At 37.1% G+C, this 18,421-nt stretch carries 20 protein-coding genes; 7 read left to right on the top strand and 13 right to left on the bottom strand.

The features are described 5' to 3' along the window. Positions 1-28: 28 nt before the first annotated feature. On the top strand, positions 29-685 hold the full coding sequence (locus ACN9MR_RS12310; RefSeq protein ID WP_426329966.1) for a protein-L-isoaspartate(D-aspartate) O-methyltransferase: 657 nt from the start codon (positions 29-31) through the stop codon (positions 683-685). An 80-nt stretch (positions 686-765) separates the two neighbouring features. Here ACN9MR_RS12310 and smpB read toward each other — a convergent pair whose 3' ends face one another. Then, positions 766-1,215 (bottom strand): SsrA-binding protein, encoded by a 450-nt coding sequence (smpB, locus tag ACN9MR_RS12305; protein WP_029279869.1) that lies wholly within the window; start codon positions 1,213-1,215, stop codon positions 766-768. Positions 1,216-1,795: 580 nt separating this feature from the next. Between smpB and ACN9MR_RS12300 the strand changes: the two genes are divergently transcribed. Further along, positions 1,796-2,275 (top strand): TlpA family protein disulfide reductase, encoded by a 480-nt coding sequence (locus tag ACN9MR_RS12300; protein WP_426329965.1) that lies wholly within the window; start codon positions 1,796-1,798, stop codon positions 2,273-2,275. Positions 2,276-2,332: 57 nt separating this feature from the next. Here ACN9MR_RS12300 and ACN9MR_RS12295 read toward each other — a convergent pair whose 3' ends face one another. Then, the gene (locus ACN9MR_RS12295; RefSeq protein ID WP_426329964.1) at positions 2,333-4,198 is read right to left on the bottom strand and encodes an Nramp family divalent metal transporter; all 1,866 of its coding nucleotides are present in this window, start codon (positions 4,196-4,198) and stop codon (positions 2,333-2,335) included. Next, positions 4,185-4,847, bottom strand: a complete 663-nt coding sequence (locus ACN9MR_RS12290; protein WP_426329963.1) for a metal-dependent transcriptional regulator — start codon at positions 4,845-4,847, stop codon at positions 4,185-4,187. Before ACN9MR_RS12290 ends, ACN9MR_RS12295 begins: the two co-directional genes overlap by 14 nt. 127 nt (positions 4,848-4,974) lie before the next feature. Between ACN9MR_RS12290 and ACN9MR_RS12285 the strand changes: the two genes are divergently transcribed. After that, on the top strand, positions 4,975-5,445 hold the full coding sequence (locus tag ACN9MR_RS12285; RefSeq protein WP_025142637.1) for an Lrp/AsnC family transcriptional regulator: 471 nt from the start codon (positions 4,975-4,977) through the stop codon (positions 5,443-5,445). A 226-nt stretch (positions 5,446-5,671) separates the two neighbouring features. Here the strand turns inward: ACN9MR_RS12285 and ACN9MR_RS12280 are convergent, their stop codons facing one another. The 3 genes from ACN9MR_RS12280 to ACN9MR_RS12270 all read right to left on the bottom strand — a co-directional run bounded on the left by ACN9MR_RS12280 (position 5,672) and on the right by ACN9MR_RS12270 (position 7,674). Continuing rightward, the gene (locus ACN9MR_RS12280) at positions 5,672-6,334 is read right to left on the bottom strand and encodes an alpha/beta fold hydrolase (protein ID WP_426329962.1); all 663 of its coding nucleotides are present in this window, start codon (positions 6,332-6,334) and stop codon (positions 5,672-5,674) included. Further along, positions 6,334-7,014, bottom strand: coding sequence for a uracil-DNA glycosylase (gene ung, locus ACN9MR_RS12275; protein ID WP_426329961.1), 681 nt, complete (start codon positions 7,012-7,014; stop codon positions 6,334-6,336). The genes ACN9MR_RS12280 and ung overlap by 1 nt, the downstream gene beginning before the upstream one ends. Positions 7,015-7,155: 141 nt before the next feature. Then, positions 7,156-7,674 (bottom strand): thioredoxin family protein, encoded by a 519-nt coding sequence (locus ACN9MR_RS12270; RefSeq protein WP_426329960.1) that lies wholly within the window; start codon positions 7,672-7,674, stop codon positions 7,156-7,158. 115 nt (positions 7,675-7,789) lie between these two features. Here ACN9MR_RS12270 and ACN9MR_RS12265 point away from each other — a divergent pair, with 115 nt between their 5' ends. Together ACN9MR_RS12265 and ACN9MR_RS12260 are read left to right on the top strand one after the other, a co-directional pair. After that, positions 7,790-8,329 (top strand): DUF2892 domain-containing protein, encoded by a 540-nt coding sequence (locus ACN9MR_RS12265; RefSeq protein WP_029280631.1) that lies wholly within the window; start codon positions 7,790-7,792, stop codon positions 8,327-8,329. A gap of 116 nt (positions 8,330-8,445) precedes the next feature. Beyond that, positions 8,446-10,467, top strand: coding sequence for a M3 family metallopeptidase (locus ACN9MR_RS12260; protein ID WP_426329959.1), 2,022 nt, complete (start codon positions 8,446-8,448; stop codon positions 10,465-10,467). Positions 10,468-10,570: 103 nt separating this feature from the next. Here the strand turns inward: ACN9MR_RS12260 and ACN9MR_RS12255 are convergent, their stop codons facing one another. Further along, on the bottom strand, positions 10,571-11,068 hold the full coding sequence (locus ACN9MR_RS12255; RefSeq protein WP_426329958.1) for a YdeI/OmpD-associated family protein: 498 nt from the start codon (positions 11,066-11,068) through the stop codon (positions 10,571-10,573). 154 nt (positions 11,069-11,222) lie between these two features. Here ACN9MR_RS12255 and ACN9MR_RS12250 point away from each other — a divergent pair, with 154 nt between their 5' ends. Next, on the top strand, positions 11,223-11,777 hold the full coding sequence (locus ACN9MR_RS12250) for a pyridoxamine 5'-phosphate oxidase family protein (protein ID WP_426329957.1): 555 nt from the start codon (positions 11,223-11,225) through the stop codon (positions 11,775-11,777). Positions 11,778-11,880: 103 nt separating this feature from the next. On the opposite strand, the gene ACN9MR_RS12245 is transcribed toward ACN9MR_RS12250, so the two are convergent. The 3 genes from ACN9MR_RS12245 to ACN9MR_RS12235 form a co-directional block, all read right to left on the bottom strand. Then, the gene (locus ACN9MR_RS12245) at positions 11,881-12,093 is read right to left on the bottom strand and encodes a hypothetical protein (RefSeq protein WP_426329956.1); all 213 of its coding nucleotides are present in this window, start codon (positions 12,091-12,093) and stop codon (positions 11,881-11,883) included. A 137-nt stretch (positions 12,094-12,230) separates the two neighbouring features. Next, a complete protein-coding gene (lysS, locus tag ACN9MR_RS12240) occupies positions 12,231-13,940 on the bottom strand; it encodes a lysine--tRNA ligase (protein ID WP_426329955.1) in 1,710 nt (569 codons plus the stop codon). Positions 13,941-14,218: 278 nt separating this feature from the next. Further along, positions 14,219-14,545 (bottom strand): MGMT family protein, encoded by a 327-nt coding sequence (locus ACN9MR_RS12235; protein ID WP_167294883.1) that lies wholly within the window; start codon positions 14,543-14,545, stop codon positions 14,219-14,221. 229 nt (positions 14,546-14,774) lie between these two features. Between ACN9MR_RS12235 and ACN9MR_RS12230 the strand changes: the two genes are divergently transcribed. Continuing rightward, complete coding sequence (locus ACN9MR_RS12230; protein WP_426329954.1) at positions 14,775-15,464, top strand: DUF2461 domain-containing protein; 690 nt, start codon at positions 14,775-14,777, stop codon at positions 15,462-15,464. A gap of 71 nt (positions 15,465-15,535) precedes the next feature. Here the strand turns inward: ACN9MR_RS12230 and ACN9MR_RS12225 are convergent, their stop codons facing one another. From ACN9MR_RS12225 to iscU, 3 genes are all read right to left on the bottom strand, one after another. Beyond that, positions 15,536-17,452, bottom strand: coding sequence for an AMP-dependent synthetase/ligase (locus ACN9MR_RS12225; protein WP_426329953.1), 1,917 nt, complete (start codon positions 17,450-17,452; stop codon positions 15,536-15,538). Between the two features lie 110 nt (positions 17,453-17,562). Beyond that, positions 17,563-17,889 (bottom strand): HesB/IscA family protein, encoded by a 327-nt coding sequence (locus ACN9MR_RS12220; RefSeq protein ID WP_025142623.1) that lies wholly within the window; start codon positions 17,887-17,889, stop codon positions 17,563-17,565. Between the two features lie 78 nt (positions 17,890-17,967). Continuing rightward, positions 17,968-18,381: a Fe-S cluster assembly scaffold IscU gene (gene iscU / locus ACN9MR_RS12215; RefSeq protein ID WP_426329952.1), complete on the bottom strand. Its 414-nt coding sequence runs from the start codon at positions 18,379-18,381 to the stop codon at positions 17,968-17,970. Positions 18,382-18,421: the final 40 nt, after the last annotated feature.

The following is an 18,421-nucleotide window of genomic DNA, read 5'->3' as shown; positions in this document are numbered from 1 at the left end:
CCGTTAAAAAAAGCTAATTTTGAAGCTCATGGCGTATAAATTTGTTGATAATTACCGGGAACGTGGAGCGAGAAAAAAACTGGTTGAGTTGTTAAAATCTCGCGGAATTGAAGATAAAAATGTGTTAACAGCCATAGGTAAAGTTCCACGGCATTTCTTTTTTGATGAAACTTTTTGGAACCAAGCCTACAAAGATATTGCTTTTCCAATAGGTGATGGGCAAACTATATCCCAGCCTTACACCGTTGCTTACCAAAGTGAGCTGTTGCATATTAAAAAAGGAGATAAGGTACTCGAGATCGGAACGGGGTCAGGCTATCAAACCTGCATTTTAATGGAACTGGGTGCAAATGTTTTTACCATCGAAAGACAGGAAAATATCTACAATAGAACCATTCAGGTTTTACCTGGAATGGGCTACCGACCTACTTTTTATTGTGGCGATGGTTCGAAAGGAATTGCTGCACACGCACCGTACGACAAAATAATCGTTACTGCAGGTGCTCCATTGGTTCCAGAGATATTATTAAAACAATTAAAAATAGGTGGTATTCTTGTCATTCCGGTTGGAGATGAGAAAACCCAGAAAATGGTTACTGTTATTCGCGTAAGCGAAACCGACTACGAAAAGATTGTGTTGGATACCTTTAGGTTTGTGCCTTTAGTGGGCGACCAAGCGTGGTAGTAGTTTAAGTCCCTAGTCCGAAGTCTTCAGTCTTTAGTCGATTTGGACTCAGGACTAAAGACTCATGACTGTAGACTAACCTATCTTTTCATCGCTCTATCCAACTCGCGTTTGGTATCTCTATCCTTAATGCTATCGCGTTTGTCGAATTCTTTTTTACCTTGAGCCAGTGCAATTTCTATTTTAGCGAAACCTCTTTCGTTGATGAAAATACGTAATGGAACGATGGTATAACCTTTTTCTTCGCCTTTAAGCTTTAATTTTCTAATTTCTTTTTTCTGTAGTAATAAGGCGCGGTCGCGTTTAATATCGTGATGATAGAAAGAGCTGTGCGTGTATTCGGAAACATGAAGATTGCGCACATAAAGATTGCCGCCAATAAACATGCAAAATGCATCGGTCATGTTGGCTTTACCTTGTCTGATTGCTTTTATTTCAGTTCCTAAAAGCGCAATCCCTGCTACGTATTTATCTAAAAGATTGTAATCGAAATATGCTCTTTTATTCTTTATGTTGATGTCGTTTTTCAAAATTGTAATAAAGTATATGTTGTTGTAATATTCAGCAATGGTATAAATTATACATGCCGGGTTGCAAATATCCTAAAAATTGATGTGATAATTTAGTTTTAATCACATTAAGTTAAGGCTTGTAGCGGTTACAGTTTATTTTTATGCAAACTGCAATATTTTTTAGTGTCTTATGATTTGGAAATGTACGGGCAGTTCTTTTGGCAGCCTCAGTCCCGCTTTTTGCTGCAACAAAAGCAGAAAAAGCTTTTGGTTTCCGCGTCAATCGGGTTTATTTAACTTTGGGTTCTGCAAGAAAATAAATCTTTCACATCCCGATAAATAAGGACGGTACTGTTTGGCAACGGCCCTTTGCTCGCTAAACCCGACAGGAGCGAACACGCAGTGCAACGAAGTAAAGCGGATGGCGGGACTACAACAGCCATGAAAAACTGGCTTTCATTTCCACAATATTTCAATGATTTTTTAAGCTTCAGGTAACTAATGTTGATCAATAAAAATGTTCATCTGTTTGTAAAAGCTAAGGATATATTATTATGTTCGTATTTATTCGTTTAAGTTTGGACTTTAAATATCAAAAATGAAATTCAGGAACCTACTTTTAATCTTATTGTTAGCCGTTACTTTTCAGGTGGAAGCACAGCAACCTACTTTATTGCCGCAGTTTACCTTTTACAAACTGGACGGAAAACCATTTTCAAATAATGATATTAAACAAGGAAAAAAGAACCTATTTATCTTATTTGATTGTACCTGTGAGCATTGTCAGAGGGAAAGTAAAAATCTGAATACCAATTACGCCAGGTTTAAAGACGTTAATATTTACATGATTACCATGGATGAGGGGTATATCATTCCGCAGTTTTTCAATTCTTATGCCAAGGGTTTAAACACCAAGCCTAATGTATTGGTATTGCAGGATAAAAAACGCATGTTTATCCCAACCTTTTTGCCAAAGCAATACCCGTCAATGTACTTGTATTCTTCAGCTGGTAAGCTGCTGATGTACCAATCAGGAGATGGTGGTGTAAAAAAGCTAATGACTGTAATCAATAAATAATCCTATACTATTTTTGGTTAATATAATATAGCTAAGCTTAATATTTAAGCTAGTTACCTATCTGATAATCAAAACCGGAATATTTACCTTATGCCTTACGGAATCGACAGTAGTACCGAAAATAAGGTCTTTTAAGCCCTTGTGGCCATGTGCTCCCATTACCAATAGTTCCATCTCATTTTTGTTGCTGATATCGGCTATGGCTTTACCGGTACTTCCAAAACCGATAAAAGGTGTAGAATCATATCCGAGATCTTCTAGGTTAGCTCTGTATTTCTCCAGGTTAGCAGCATCGCTCTGCGTCTCGTGGTCCATTACTTCGTTACCAAGATAGCGGGCAGCAGCAGTTTCTACGATATGGATCAGGTAATAGTGTGCATCTTTACCACCCTGAATTAAAGCATGCCGGATGGTGTTTCGATCGTTTTTAGAAAAATCTACGGCAATTCCAATCCGCTTATAACTGATTTTGTCTATTTTTCCAATATCCAATGCATTCCCATGCGGTACAATCTGTTTTGAAGCATTTCTTTTCTTTTCTAATAACGGGTGGAAGAAAACATAAAGCAGGAGTAAAACGATCAGGATTAATGCTGGTATTACAATCACATAAATCCACCAGTTGTTGGCCTCTTTTGCCCAGCCACTTATTTCTTCAATTACAAGTTTCACATTCAATGCGATAATAGCTAGCGCACTTGCCCATGCCAATACCTTAACCCATGGTTTAATTGCAAAATCTTTCATCAGGTTTTTATCTGATGTAAAATGAATTAATGGAATAATGGCAAAACCCAATTGCAAACTTAATACCACCTGACTCAATACCAACAAGCCACCAAGTGCGTTTTCGCCATAATGTAATATAGTGAAAAATGCCGGGATAATAGCTAAAAGACGGGTGATCATACGTCGTAACCAAGGTTGAATCCTTAAATTAATGTGGCCTTCCATAATAATCTGTCCTGCTAAAGTTCCGGTAACAGTAGAGCTTTGCCCAGCGGCGATTAGCGCTATGGCAAATAGGGTTGGGGCAACATTGCCAAAAATGTTCGAAAGTAGTTTATGCGCATCCTGAATTTCGGCCACTTCATGTAACCCATTTTTATAAAAGGCAGCTGCAGCAAGAATCAATATAGCGGCGTTAACAAAAAAAGCAAGGTTTAATGCAACTGTTGTATCAATGAGGTTAAATTTTAAGGCCTCTTTAATCCCTTTATTGCTACGTTCAATCTTCCTGGTCTGTACTAAAGATGAATGTAAATACAGGTTATGCGGCATTACGGTGGCGCCAATAATCCCGATGGCAATATAAAGTGCATCGCCATTTAATATAGATGGCTCAAAACCTTTTGCTACTTCTTTAAGCGAGGGCTCTACAATAAACATTTCAACCAGAAAGGAAATACCGACAATAAAAACCATCGAAACAATAAAGCCTTCCATGGCGCGCATACCTTTATTGAGTAAAAAGAGTAGTAAAATGGTATCGAAAATAGTAATTGAAATACCCCAGATTAATGGCAATCCAAAAAGGAGCTGTAAACCAATGGCCATCCCGATAATTTCGGCTAAATCGCAGGCTATAATTGCGGTTTGTGCTAAGGCAAATAATGGAATATTGGCCCAACGCGGATAAGCTTGTTTAGATGCCTGTGCTAAATCCAGCCCTCTTACTATCCCCAAACGGGCACTTAACGATTGTAACAGTAGCGCGATGAGGTTAGACATTAGTAAAACCCAAATTAATTGGTAGCCAAATTTACTACCGCCAGCTAAATCGGTTGCCCAGTTACCCGGGTCCATGTAGCCAACACTAATTAAATAAGCAGGGCCAATGAAAGCTAAAATTCTCCTCCAGCCTTTTCTTTTATCTGTATTTACACTTTGATGTACTTCACTTAACGATTCAGTTTTTGCCATTACTGCTGATTAAAATATGTTTTGCAACTTCTCTACTAATATTAACTTGTTTATCGGATGACAGGATTTCTACTGAACCATCGAAATCGGTCACGTCGCTGATCTGGATTTTTTTGCCTAAGGTTAAGCCTAGTTTTTCTAAATGTTTTAAAAATGCCGAGCTATGCTGGGTAACACCTGTAATGGTGCCCTGATCGCCTATTTTTAGTTCGATTAATTTAATAAACTGTGTTTTGGCAAATCTTCCGTTTTTATCTGGAATAGGGTCGCCATGAGGGTCGGCCTTTGGAAAGCCTAAAAACTCGTCTAGTCTTTCAATCAGCTCAATTGATTTAATATGTTCTAACTCTTCAGCAACATCATGTACCTCATCCCACTTAAAGTTTAATTTGTCTACCAAAAAAACTTCCCATAAGCGATGTTTACGTACAATATCTATCGCTGTATTTTTACCTATTTCGGTTAAGGTAACGCCTTGGTATTTAATATAATCAACTAAACCTTTGTCTGCTAATTTCTTAATCATGTCGGTAACCGATGCTGGTTTAGTTTGCATTTGCTCTGCAATAGCATTGGTTTGAACATTTATTGTTTTCTCTGCCAGATGATAAATAGTCTTTAGATAGTTCTCTTCCGTGTAACTTTGCATTTATGTTTATCTAATTTTATTTTTAGGTAAATCTAAAAAATATTATTTAAAATATATATGATAAATTATGTTAAAATTTAGAATATAATTTGGTTATGTTTGTATTCTCAAATACCTTTAACACCATATGGCATCTGAATTAGATAAAATTGACTTTAAAATTTTAAGAATTCTTCAAGAGAACGGAAGAATTACCAACTTGCTTTTATCACAGGAAATTGGTTTATCACCTGCACCAACTTTAGAACGTGTGCGCAAGCTTGAAATGGCAGGATATATTAAAAGTTACCATGCTTTGGTAGATGAAGAAAAACTAGGTTTAGGTATAAAAACCTTTATTCAGATTCAACTCGATTTTCATAAAAATAACACCATTCAGATCTTTTTGGATGAAGTAAATCAAATCAAGGAAATCACTGAGTGCCATCACGTTACTGGTCAGGCTGATTTTCTGTTAAAGGTTTATGTGAAAGACATTAAAGCTTACGAACGTTTAATTATGGATAAAATCAGTAAGATTTCTGTGGTTAAAACTTTCCAAACAATGATGATCATGTCGACCACGAAAAAAGAACCAATCGTGCCGTTGGAGTATTAGACTTAACCATTAAATATAATAAGATGGCGATGACAAGCCGCGCCGGGTCGTCATTTCGAGCGGAGTGCAACGCAGTCGAGAAATCTAACTAGACAGATCTCTTCATTTCGCTACGCTTCAGTCGAGATGACGACGGTTTTATATAAAGTTCTCTTTAATATTTATTTCAGCATCTTTCTTGCTATTAAGACCCTGAATTAAATTCAGGGTGATGTATCGAGTAAGGTTAATCGATTTCGTTATTCAATATTACTCTATTAATAATTCCTGAGACTTCCTGAGCATTTTGATAAACCATAAAATGGGTACCATTTTGGATCACAAAATCTGGCTGAGCAATTTTTGAATATAAAATTTTATCATTAGTGCCGTGGATGTGATAGATGTTTTTAGGTTTGATTTTGTTGCTCCAGCTTAAAATACTCCCAATTGCCCATTTTAGAAAATGAGGATCTGTGTCTTTTATAATCCTGCTTAGTAATGTTTTTTCGCTGCTCGAACGTGTGCCGAAATAGTAATTCTGAGTAAGTTTATTCGATGATTTTAAGAGTCTGGCAGGAATAAATTTTAACAGTCCAAGCTTGCCTGCAAAGCGGTATAATGCAGGCAGATGAGCACTCAACATTGTACTCGAAATGATAATCGTTGTTGTAGGATTCAATAATTTCGCAATTTCTACAGCAATCATTCCGCCAAAAGAAACGCCAACCAAAGCAAAAGGTTGGCTTAAGTCTATTACGCTACATAGTCGTTGAGCATATGAAACTAATGATTCATTTTTATTTGGTGTAATCCAATCTATATGAATTATATTGATCTTCTCGTCCAGCTTTAGCTTAGAAAAAATCCTTTTATCGGCACCTAAACCGCTGATAAAGTAAGTATTCATTAGGCTGGTAAGTTCCAGTCGATAGGTGTTAAGTTGTTTTGTACTAAAAGCTGATTTGCTTTCGAGAAATGTTTAGATCCAAAAAAGCCATTGTAGGCAGAAAATGGTGATGGATGAGCAGCTGTAAGTACATAATGTTTTTTCTGGTCGATTAAAGCCGCTTTTTGTTGCGCATATTTACCCCATAAAAGGAATACGATATGCTCGCGCTTCTGTGATAAAGCCTTAATAATTTCATCAGTAAAAATTTCCCAGCCACGGTTTTGATGTGAGCCTGCTTCCGAAGCACGAACGGTTAAAGTTGCATTTAACAACAAGACGCCCTGTTCTGCCCAATGTGTTAAGTGCCCATGGTTTGGTGTTTTAAAACCTTCAATATCAGTTTCCAGTTCTTTGTAAATGTTTTTTAACGAAGGTGGAACCGCTACACCGCGTTGTACGGAAAAGGAAAGCCCATGCGCCTGTCCAACACCATGATAGGGGTCTTGACCTAAAATCACAACCTTTACCTGATCAAATGGTGTGGTGTTTAATGCGTTGAAAATATCACCGCCTTTTGGGTAAACCGTTGCACCATTGTTTTTCTCCTCCTGTAAAAAAGACTTAAGGCTTTTCATGTAGTCTTTTTCAAATTCTTCCTCTAAAACGGCTAACCAACCTGGTTCTAATGCTGCAGACATGTTTTTTATGTATGATGTGTAAATGTAATGTGGTTGATGGTTTAATAGGTTATAGTCAATAGTTTGGTGACAGTCAGGCGATAGGCTATTAGCCATCAACCATGTACCATTAAACTATGAACCAAAATCTTCTCAAAAAGTTTAAGATTTCTTCTTATATATCGCCAGTAAATCGCCCTCGAGTGTTGTTTTTGGCCCCTCTATAATCCGTCCCAGTTCTTTTCCTTTTTTATCAAAAACAATAAAAGTTGGTACCCTTACAATATCCAGGCCATCTAGAATGCCGTTTTCAGCTTTTTTATTTCCGTCGACTGCAATAATTTCTACGTTTTTCCCTTTAAAATGTAAGGCATCTAAAATTTTAAAGAAATTCGGTACGTTTGCTTTGCTGTCGCCGCACCAGGTGCCTAAAACAATTTTTATTTTTTCGTTTTTAACCAGTTTTTTCAATTCGATCATGGTTGCTGCATCGGGTACATATGCCGCGTAAAGTGGGTCGTACATTTCTTTAAACTCAGGAAAAGCGGTAATTCCTTCACGTGTACAGGTGTTAATCAGAATATCTTTATTGTGGACTTGATCGTGGATTTTTTTATTAACTTCTTGTGCAGAAACGTTCATTGCAAGTACGATTAGGGTGATGGATAATAGGATTTTCATATTTAAGAGACGGTTTTTTTGAACTTTTAAATTTTTAATGAAATTATTGTTTTAAAATCTAATTTCTGCCATTTAAACACGATATTTGCAAAAAAAAATAATTAGAATAAAATTTATGCCAAATATTATCAGATTAATTGCGGGGTTTGCTTTACTGGGTGGCGCAGTAGCTTTATTTATTTTCGGCTTTTGGCCATGGGGAATTGTTGCCATTTTATTGGGAATAATTGTACTGGTAACTTATTTCTTTAATGAGAACATGCTTTTAGCACAATGGTTTCTTAGAAAAGATAACATGCCTAAAGCAAAAATGTTTTTAGATCGGATTACCAATTACGAAACCCAGTTGATTAAAGTTCAACATGGTTATTATAACTTATTGATCGGGTTAATTGAAAGCAGAACAGCACCGATGCAAAGTGAAAAGTATTTCAAGAAATCGCTTGCATTGGGCATGCAAATGGATCATAACATTGCTTTGGCAAAATTAAGTTTAGCGGGCATTGCAATGGCTAAGCGTAACAAACGCGAAGCTACCATGTATCTTGCCGAAGCGAAAAAAGCAGATAAAAATAAATTACTAGCCGATCAGATTAAACAAATGAAAGATCAGATGGGCATGATGGACAAGCAACAGCAAGTCCGTTACAGATAAAATTTTAAAGCCATTTCTTAACCGGAATGGCTTTTTTGTTTCAGCTCAGTTTTGTTTATTGAAAATTGCGGCGTATAAATTACTATTTTTATGAATAATCTAACTTTTAAATATTCATGAAAAAAGTATCTTATTTACCTGTGTTGGCTTTCTTAGCCATTCTAGGTGCTTGTAATAACAAAAAAGATGCTGAAGAAAGCAATGAAAGCTTTTCATCGGCTAATCCTTTTTTTAAAGCAAGCGAACTTGCCTTTCAGGCTCCCGCGTTCGACAAAATCAAAAACGGCGATTTTAAACCCGCGCTGGAAGAAGGAATGAAGCAGCAGATGAAAGAAATCCAGGAAATTGCTGAACAAACTGAGGCACCAAATTTTAAAAATACCATTCTGGCCATCGAAAAAAGCGGACAACTTTTGAACCGGACAAGTATGGTTTTTAACCTACTTACGGGTGCCAATACCAATCCCGAATTGCAAAAGGTTAAAGAAGAGGAGGCTCCTAAATTAACTGCAAACACTGATGCTATTTATTTGAATACCAAACTTTTTAATCGGGTAGAAAGCCTTTACAAACAGAAGGATCAGCTGAAACTGGATGCCGAATCTTTGCGTTTACTGGAGTATTATTACCAGAAATTTGAACTGGCAGGAGCAAAGCTTTCTGATGCTGACAAAGACAAGCTTAAGGAGCTGAATAAAGAAGAAGCTACTTTGAGCGCGAAGTTTACTGCGCAGTTACAGGCAGCAGGTAAAGGTTTAAAAAATACTACCCAACAGCCCGAATTGCAATCAATGACCGATCGTGCCAAGCGAGAAGAACTTTTTAATAAATCATGGAACAGGGCAGAAAAAGGCGACGCAAATGATACCCGTAAAATAATTTCAAGAATTGCGCAGATCCGTTCTGCTCAGGCTGCATTGCTTGGCTTTAAAAATTATGCGGCTTGGAAATTGCAAAATCAGATGGCTAAAACACCTGAAGCAGTAGAAGATTTTTTTAGTAAAGTTATTCCAGCTGCTACCGCTAAGGCAAAAAGTGAAGCGGCAGATATACAAGCTATAATCGATCAGCAAAAAGGTGGCTTTAAATTGGCCCCCTGGGATTGGGACTTTTACGCTGAACAAGTTCGCAAAGCAAAATTCGATTTAGATGAAAACGAGGTTAAACCTTATTTCGAGTTAAATAAAGTACTCATCAACGGCGTTTTTTATGCTGCAACACAACTTTACGGCATTACTTTTAAAGAACGTAAAGATTTACCTGTTTACCAGGAAGATGTTCGTGTTTTTGATGTGATAGACAAAGATGGGAAACAGCTCGGTCTGTTTTATTGTGATTACTACAAGCGTGATAATAAAGATGGTGGTGCCTGGATGGATAACCTTGTTCCCCAATCTAAGCTATTCGGCACGATACCGGTTATTTATAATGTCTGCAATTTCACCAAACCCGAAACAGGAAAACCAGCATTAATTAGTTTCGATGATGTTACAACTATGTTCCATGAATTTGGGCATGGTTTACATGGTCTGTTTGCCAACCAGCAATATCCCAGTCTTTCTGGTGCAAATGTAGCCCGCGATTATGTAGAATTTCCTTCCCAATTTAACGAGCACTGGGCTTCCGATCCGAAAATACTAAAGAATTATGCCCTTCACTATCAAACCGGAGCACAGATGCCGCAGGCTTTGTTAGATAAAATTAAAAAGGCGAGTTCGTTTAACCAGGGCTATATTTTTACTGAAGCATTGGCAGCGGCCGATCTGGATATGCAGTGGCACACGATTTCTCCGGGTTCACCATTGCAGGATGTCGATAAATTTGAAGCCGAGGCTTTAAAGAAAACCAATCTAAATTTATCATATGTGCCTCCACGTTACCGCTCCAGTTATTTTCTGCATATCTGGAGTAACGGCTACGCTGCAGGTTATTATGCCTATAGCTGGACTTCTATGCTTGAAAATGATGCTTTTTCGTGGTTTCAGGAGAATGGGGGATTAACCAGGGCAAATGGTCAGCGTTTTAGGGATATGATTCTGTCCAAAGGAAATACCGAAGATCTTGGCAAAATGTTTTTTAATTTCAGGGGACATAATCCTGATATTAAGCCAATGCTTAAAAAACGCGGATTGTTGTAAAACAAAATTATAGTACAAAGGACAGTTAACAATTGGCCTTTGTACTATTATAATCAATAACGGGTTTAGGGTGGCGACGCTGTAGTTATGGTACTATTTTTCTCTAAATTCCATCTCTGCCGATGAATCTTTCTTTACCCAAGAGAAACTGAATAGCCTTTTTTACATTACGGTTTACCGATTCTTCCGTTTTAAGATTGGCGATATAACGTATAATTTCCTTCTGTAAATGGGGGGCAAGGCCGTCAAATACATCCTTAGCTTGTTTATTTTCTACTAATGCCTGTTCCAACTTAGGGTTTATCCTTATTGATCGTTCTTCAGCATCAAATTCAATTTCGAAGCTTGCGGTATCTCCAACATCTTTACCTGCCGCTTTTCGCATAGGGGTATTCAGGTACAAACGCCAATCGCCAGCATACTTTACCAGGGTTTGCTTGAACTCATGTCCATCAATTTTCATTGTAATTGGAAGCCGACCTTTATCTTTCCCTGCCTGGTGGAAAACATAGTTTAGTGCTTCTTCCGTTACAAATACAAAAGGATTGATGCCAATAATCTTAATTTCAGCAGTAAATGGTACAGGTTTCTTATTATCCATTAATTAAAGATATTGCCTTTGATTAAAACTCCATAATTTTTGGTCAATAAATCAGACGTTATGCTTTCCGCTTAACGCCATTCGCCACTTGCTCTTCTCAAAAAATTAAAACTAAACTCCATTTTCCATTGTAGTTTATATAAAATCTAATACTATGGCAACATCACAAGAAGGGAGTACCAACAATACTCAGGAAGAAAATAACATCAAAGATTTAGGCGGAAAAGAAGCCATCGAAAAACTGAGAACACTAGCCGAAAAGGCCGAAAGCTGTTTTTTCTGCACGAATATTAAAACTGGTGTACCCTTATCGGTAAGGCCAATGGCCATTCAGCAGGTCGATGATGAGGGAAATATATGGTTTATGAGCATGAAAGACAGTCATAAAAATAATGAGATTTCAACTGATCCTTTTACACATCTGTTGTTTCAGGCCGGAGCGCACTCGGGTTTTGTAAATATTTATGGGATTTCAGAAATCAGCAGGGATCAGGCTAAAATCGATGAGCTTTGGAGCCCGTTTATCAAAACATGGTTTCAGGGAGGGAAAGACGATCCTGATATTACCTTAATCAAGGTTATCCCTTCGGAGGGATACTATTGGGATACCAAACACGGCACTGCCGTTGCATTTTTAAAGATGGCAGCGTCGGTATTAACAGGAAAAACAATGGATGATTCGGTAGAGGGAACTTTAGAGGTGGACTAATCAGGGTAACTGTATAAATTGGTTAACTGGTTAATTGTTTAAAGCGGTTAGCCGGTTAATCGTTAAATTAACTGCTAACTGGAAATTCCCAACTGAAAACAGACTATTTATCCCCTAAATAATCGAATCCTTCAAATTCTTCTCTTTGAGTTCTTTTGCTTAAGATATCTTCTTCTTCGGCTTGTACTCTTGAGAAGAATAAAGCTTCGGCCTGGATTCTTTTTATTAACTGACGTACCAGCGTTAAATCAAAAGCATCTTTGCTTAATTTAATGCAGTATTCTCTTTCGTTGATTTCTAAACTTGACGTATTCATATCGCAATGATTTTAATTATCGATTGCTGTAAATATAGAGAAGGCTTGCTAAACAATTGTTAGCAAGCCTTTTAAGTTTATGTTATGTTTTTGTTAAAATCAAATCCAGAATTCCGTTTTTCGGGTCTCTGATTGAATTATTTATGAGATAGGAATAAGCCGTCGTCTGTTTTGGCAACTTTTAAAATTCCTTTTCCTGTTAAAGCTTTTAAGGTTGTATCCCATTTTTTATTACTCCAATCGGCCAGTTTCCCTTTTACTTCAGTTAACAGGTATTGTTCGCCTTCCGAAACCAATGCATATAATTCTGTTTCTTCAGGTGTCATTTCTATTTTCTTTTTCTCAGGTCGCATCTGCGGGAAGAATAAAACTTCCTGGATGGTACTTTGGTTGGTCATTAACATCACCAAACGATCAATACCAATACCCAAACCCGAAGTTGGTGGCATGCCATATTCTAATGCACGTACAAAATCGTCATCCATGGCCATGGCCTCATCGTCTCCGCGGGCAGCTAATTTTAACTGATCTTCTAAACGCTCTTTTTGATCAATAGGATCGTTTAATTCTGAATAAGCATTGGCAATCTCCTTGCCATTAACAAATAGCTCAAAGCGCTCTACTAAACCTTCTGCAGTACGGTGCTTTTTAGCCAGCGGTGTCATTTCGATCGGGTAGTCGGTAATGTAGGTTGGCTGGATTAAATTCGCTTCAACTTTAGCACCGAAAATTTCATCAATTAATTTACCACGGCCCATTGTATCATCGATTTCGATACCTAAATCTTTACACGTCTGCGCAATTTCTTCCTCTGTCATCGCCGACACATCAATTCCGGTATATTTTTGGATCGACTCGTACATGGTTAATTTTTCGTACGGTCCTTCAAAATTAATTTCGTTGGCACCAACTTTAACTACACTTGCACCAGTTGTGGCAATAGCTACTTTTTCTAAACATTCTTCAACCATTGCCATCATCCAGATATAATCTTTATAGGCAACGTAAATTTCCATTGAAGTAAATTCAGGGTTATGCGTACGGTCCATCCCTTCATTACGGAACATTTTACCGAATTCATAGACGCCATCAAAACCTGCAACGATTAATCTTTTTAAATAAAGCTCATTTGCAATACGCAAATAAAGCGGCATATCTAAAGTATTATGGTGTGTGGCAAAAGGACGCGCAGCAGCACCGCCGTGAATAGGCTGTAGTATAGGCGTTTCTACTTCCATCCAACCCTGGTTATCAAAATAATTGCGCATGGTATTGATCACCTTGCTACGTTTGATAAAGATCTGTTTAAAATCAGGATTTACCGTTAAATCTACATAACGCATGCGGTAGCGCAATTCCGGATTGGTAAATCCATCATAAACATTACCTTCATCATCGCGCTTAACGATTGGTAGGGGACGTAGTGATTTGGAAAGCACCTTAAATTCAGTAACATGTACAGAAATTTCTCCTGTTTGTGTAGTGAATACATAGCCTTTAACTCCGATGAAATCGCCAATATCTAAAAGTTTTTTAAATACAGTATTGTATAAGGTTTTATCATCACCAGGACAAAGTTCATCACGCTTTAAGTAGATCTGAATTCTGCCGGTAGAATCCTGTAACTCCGTAAAAGAAGCAGCCCCCATAATATTACGGCTCATAATTCTACCTGCTAATACTACGGTCTTGTATGCTGTCTTATCTACTTCATAATTGGCTAATATATCTGCCGCATAAGCATTTACTTCATAAGCTTCTGCAGGATAAGGCTCAATGCCTAACGCACGTAATTGTTTTAGCGACTCACGTCGTAATACTTCTTGTTCTGATAATCCTATACTCATTTCAGGTATTTTTTGCAAAAGTAATGCTTTTGCATTTTTTGTTATTGTTAAATTTTGGTGCTTTAATGAAAAAGAAATAATTAGCTGATTAAATTTTGAATTAATGTTGGAAAAAATTCAATTTTCAGTAGCAATTAACTATCCATTTAAAACCGATGGTTGCAAAGATAAGAAAGCTATTGTAATTACTAAATGCTTTATTAGATATAACATCGTATTTGAGCATGTTAAATCCGATGAGATAAAAAATATGGATTGTCAGAAATTCCCATCAGTATTTATTCCATATCAATTAACGGATCCCAGAATACCTTTTTAAGGTTTTGAACTTTCAGGTTTTTAATTTCAACCCCTTCGCGTTCGAGGAGCTCCTGTCTTTTAGCTGTAGATGATGGATCGCCGCTGAGCAAGCCGTTGCTACTGATTACCCTATAATAAGGTACAGGAGACTGTGCTGCCCCACAAGCACCGATGGCTCTGGCAACCATTCTCGATAGGTTAGGCGTGCCAATGGCTTTTGCAATCGCTCCGTATGATGTTACCCTTCCTTTGGGTATTTCTCTGGTTAAATCCCAAACCTGTTCAAAAAATAAATCGTGTTTCATTGTTTTGGCAAATGATACATAAAGCTATTAAATATATCTGTTTCATAATTCGTCATTGGGAATTTATTTATTAAAGCTTTATATGGTTTCTTTGGTCTAATAGCTATTCCTTTGTCAGAATCCATCTGAAGTTTTTAAGTATTTCATCGGGTAATTTTTTTTAGCGATATGAATTTAGTGTTTCACAGATGTTATATTTGTTTGCACATGAATAGCCATTTAAAAAACGATGCCCGATATAAAACAAATACCACCTTCTAGTTTTGAGTTTTTAAGGTTGTTAAAAAATAACAACGAACGTGAGTGGTTTAACGACCATAAAATAGCTTACCTGAAAGAACATGCATATATAGAATCTTTTGCACAGGATTTATTAGATCTGATGAATACCCATGATGTAATTGAAACACCATCGGGAAAGAAAAGTTTATACCGGATTTATCGGGATACCCGTTTTTCAAATGATAAAACACCTTATAAAACACATTGGAGCGGAAGTTTTAAACGTGCAGGTAAACAAAGAAGGGGTGGCTACTATTTTCATATCGAACCAGGTAATAGTTTTGTAGCCGGTGGCTTTTTCGGGCCTTCTCCTCAAGATTTGAAACTGATAAGGGAAAATATAAGTTTTGATGCCGAGCCTTTAAGAGAAATATTAAATGATAAAACTTTTATTGCTTCTTTCGAGACTTTGAAGGGCGAACAATTGAAAACAGCTCCGAAAGGTTTTGATGGAGACCACCAGGATATCGATCTGCTACGTTATAAACAGTTTTTGTTAGTTCATCGATTTACAGATGAGGAAGTTTTGAGTAAAGAATTCCTAGGGTATTGTAATCAGGAATTTAAAAACATGCGGCCTTTCTTTGATTATATGAGCGAAATATTAACAACAGACGCAAATGGAATGGATTTGTAACTGATTCTTACAAATGCAGCAAAAAATTAAAGGGTCATCATACTAATTTTGTAATGATGACCCTTTTTTAATTATGATTCAGCTTCTATACCTTCCTCATACATTTCGTTAATGGCTTCGGCATATTTCTTTTCTACAATACGGCGTTTAACTTTCATGGTAGGAGTAATTTCTCCTTCATCTATATTGAAAGGATTACGCTTGATCTTAAAGTTTTTAATGCGCTCAAATTTAGCCAGCTCGTTTGATATTTTTTTGATGTCCTGTTCCATCCAATCTATAATTTCCTGATCGCGGATGAAAGGATCAGCCTCTTCAAAAAATGATGGTTTAAGTTTAAAGGTTTCTTCCAAGGTTTCCCTGTTTGGGATAATAATTGCTGTAATAAACTCACGTTTATCTCCAATTAAAAAAAGCTGATCAATTTTTGGGCTTTTCAGATAAATGTTTTCTACCGGGGTAGGGTAAACATTTTTGCCGTAAGCATTTACGATCATGTTTTTTAAGCGGTCTGTAATCTGCAGATTACCTTTATAAAAACGACCAATGTCTCCGGTATGGAACCACATGTCTTTATCTATCGCTTCGGCAGTTTCTGCTGGTTTGTTAAAGTAACCTTTCATTACGCAATGACCGCGTACAATTACTTCACCTTCGGCGCATTCAAATTCTTCGTTAAAAGTATTATGTGTTTGGATGCTAAGCATTTCTTTAGTCTCAACATCTTGTATGCCCACTTCAATTCCTGGAATTACGCGACCAACAGTGCCATAAACCTGTCGGTGGTATTCGGTAACCGACATTACGGGCGAAGTTTCTGTCAAGCCAAATCCTTCCAGTATTTTAATGCCCAGATCACCAAAAAATTCACCAACATTTTTAGGTAGAGCGGCACCACCCGAAATCATAAACTTTAAACGGCCACCTGTTTTTTCTTTAATTTTACTGAACACCAATTTCTCCGCTATTCCTTTTTTGGCTGATAAAATGAAGCCCGGGTTTTTGCCGGCCTCTTTTGCTAAACGGTACTTATTGCCTGTTTCTAAAGCCCAGGTAAATATTTTTGCTTTTGTACCTCCACCAGCAGTTCCTCCTTTAATCGCTTTATCGTGTATGCGTTCTAAAAGGCGTGGAACGCAGCTCATCACAGTAGGACGGACCTCACCCATGTTTTTGGCCAATAACTCTAAACTCTGTGCGAATGCAATTTTACAGCCTTGTGCGCAACAAACATGGTAAGTTGCTGTACGCTCGAATACGTGCGATAGCGGTAGAAAGGAAAGGAAAGTTTCCGTTTGATCAATCACAGGGATCTGTTGCAAGCAAACCTCCACATTCTTAACAAAGTTATAATGGGTAAGCATTACACCTTTTGGCGTTCCTGTTGTTCCCGAGGTGTAAATTAAAGAGGAAACATCTTCAGGTAAAACCAAACTTCTGCATTGGTCAATGTCAGCCCTTTCGGCTGCCGTAACCTGATGTTTAAGCGCCAGGATATCAGAAAAGGCTATAACTTCTACATGTACATCCTCTGGAATAACAACTTTTTCAAAATCTTTAAAGGCGGGAATAATATATTTTAACTGTTTGCAATTGGCTGCTACCTTTAATACTTTGCGGTATAGAAAGTTATTCCCAATAAGAATAGCTTTTATGCCAGAGTCGTTAATGATGTAAGCTACTTCCTGTTCAGAAAGCGTGGGGTAAATGGATACGTTAATTACACCGATCTGCTGTATTCCCTGGTCATAATATACGTACTCAGGAGAATTCTCAATCATTAATCCTAATCGGTCGCCTTTTTTTATTCCTTTCTCTAAAAAGAAAGCAGAAACAGCGTCGGCTCTTTTTAAAGTATCTTCATAAGAAATTTCAGCCCATTCTGCACCTTGTTTATGGATCAAAAAGGTTTCTTGAGGTTTATGGATGTTTTTTACAACATTCCGCAGCAAGGTAGGAACAGTTGAAAATTCGTTTATTAATGGCATGCTCGTATTGGTTCGCTAATTATAATTAACAATTATAAGGCTTTTTGGTTTAAAAATACAAAAGGGCCCCGAAATTTTCGGGGCCCTTAAATAATATGTTTTATAAGATTTTAAACAGAGAAGCTTTCGCCACAGCCACAGCTACGGCTGGCATTCGGGTTTATAAAGTTAAAACCTTTTCCATTTAAGCCATCAGTAAAATCTAATTCAGTTCCGGCTAAATAAAGGAATGATTTCATATCCAAAGCAATTTTGATTCCCCTGTCTTCAAAAAACTGATCGCCTTTTTGTTCTTCGTTATCAAAATCTAAATTGTATGATAAGCCTGAACAGCCACCACCTTTTACCGAAACGCGTAAAAAGTAATCAGAACCCATTTCCGAATCCTGCATTAAGTGGGTGATTTTTTCTTTTGCTTTATCTGTTATTGTGATCATAGTATCGAGTATTTAGTATCTAGTATCAAGATTGAATTATTATAGTCTTGATACTAGATACTTATGTCTTGTTACTTATTAATGGTGCGATTTTTCTAACACAATTGCCTCTAAACCATTTTTAACGCGGTAATCGTTAATGGCCGATTTAATTGCATCTTCTGCCAAAACTGAGCAGTGAATTTTTACTGGAGGTAAAGCCAATTCTTCAACAATATCCATATTGTCAATAGATAAAGCCTCATCAATTGTTTTTCCTTTTAACCATTCTGTAGCTAAAGAAGAAGAAGCAATAGCCGAACCACAACCAAATGTTTTAAATTTAGCATCAGTGATTACGTTGTCTTGGCCAACTTCAATCTGTAAACGCATTACGTCGCCGCACTCAGGTGCACCAACTAATCCTGTTCCTACAAATTTGCTGTCTTTATTTAAAGTACCTACGTTACGTGGGTTATTGTAATGGTCAATTACTTTTTCTGAATATGCCATGATTTTATTTTTTTATCTCCTTACAGAGCAATTTTTTAAT

This window comes from Pedobacter sp. R-06, from assembly GCF_049913135.1.
Classification (GTDB): Bacteria; Bacteroidota; Bacteroidia; order Sphingobacteriales; family Sphingobacteriaceae; genus Pedobacter.
Note: the sequence above shows the minus strand (reverse complement) of the source record. Positions and strands in the feature narration are given on the sequence as shown.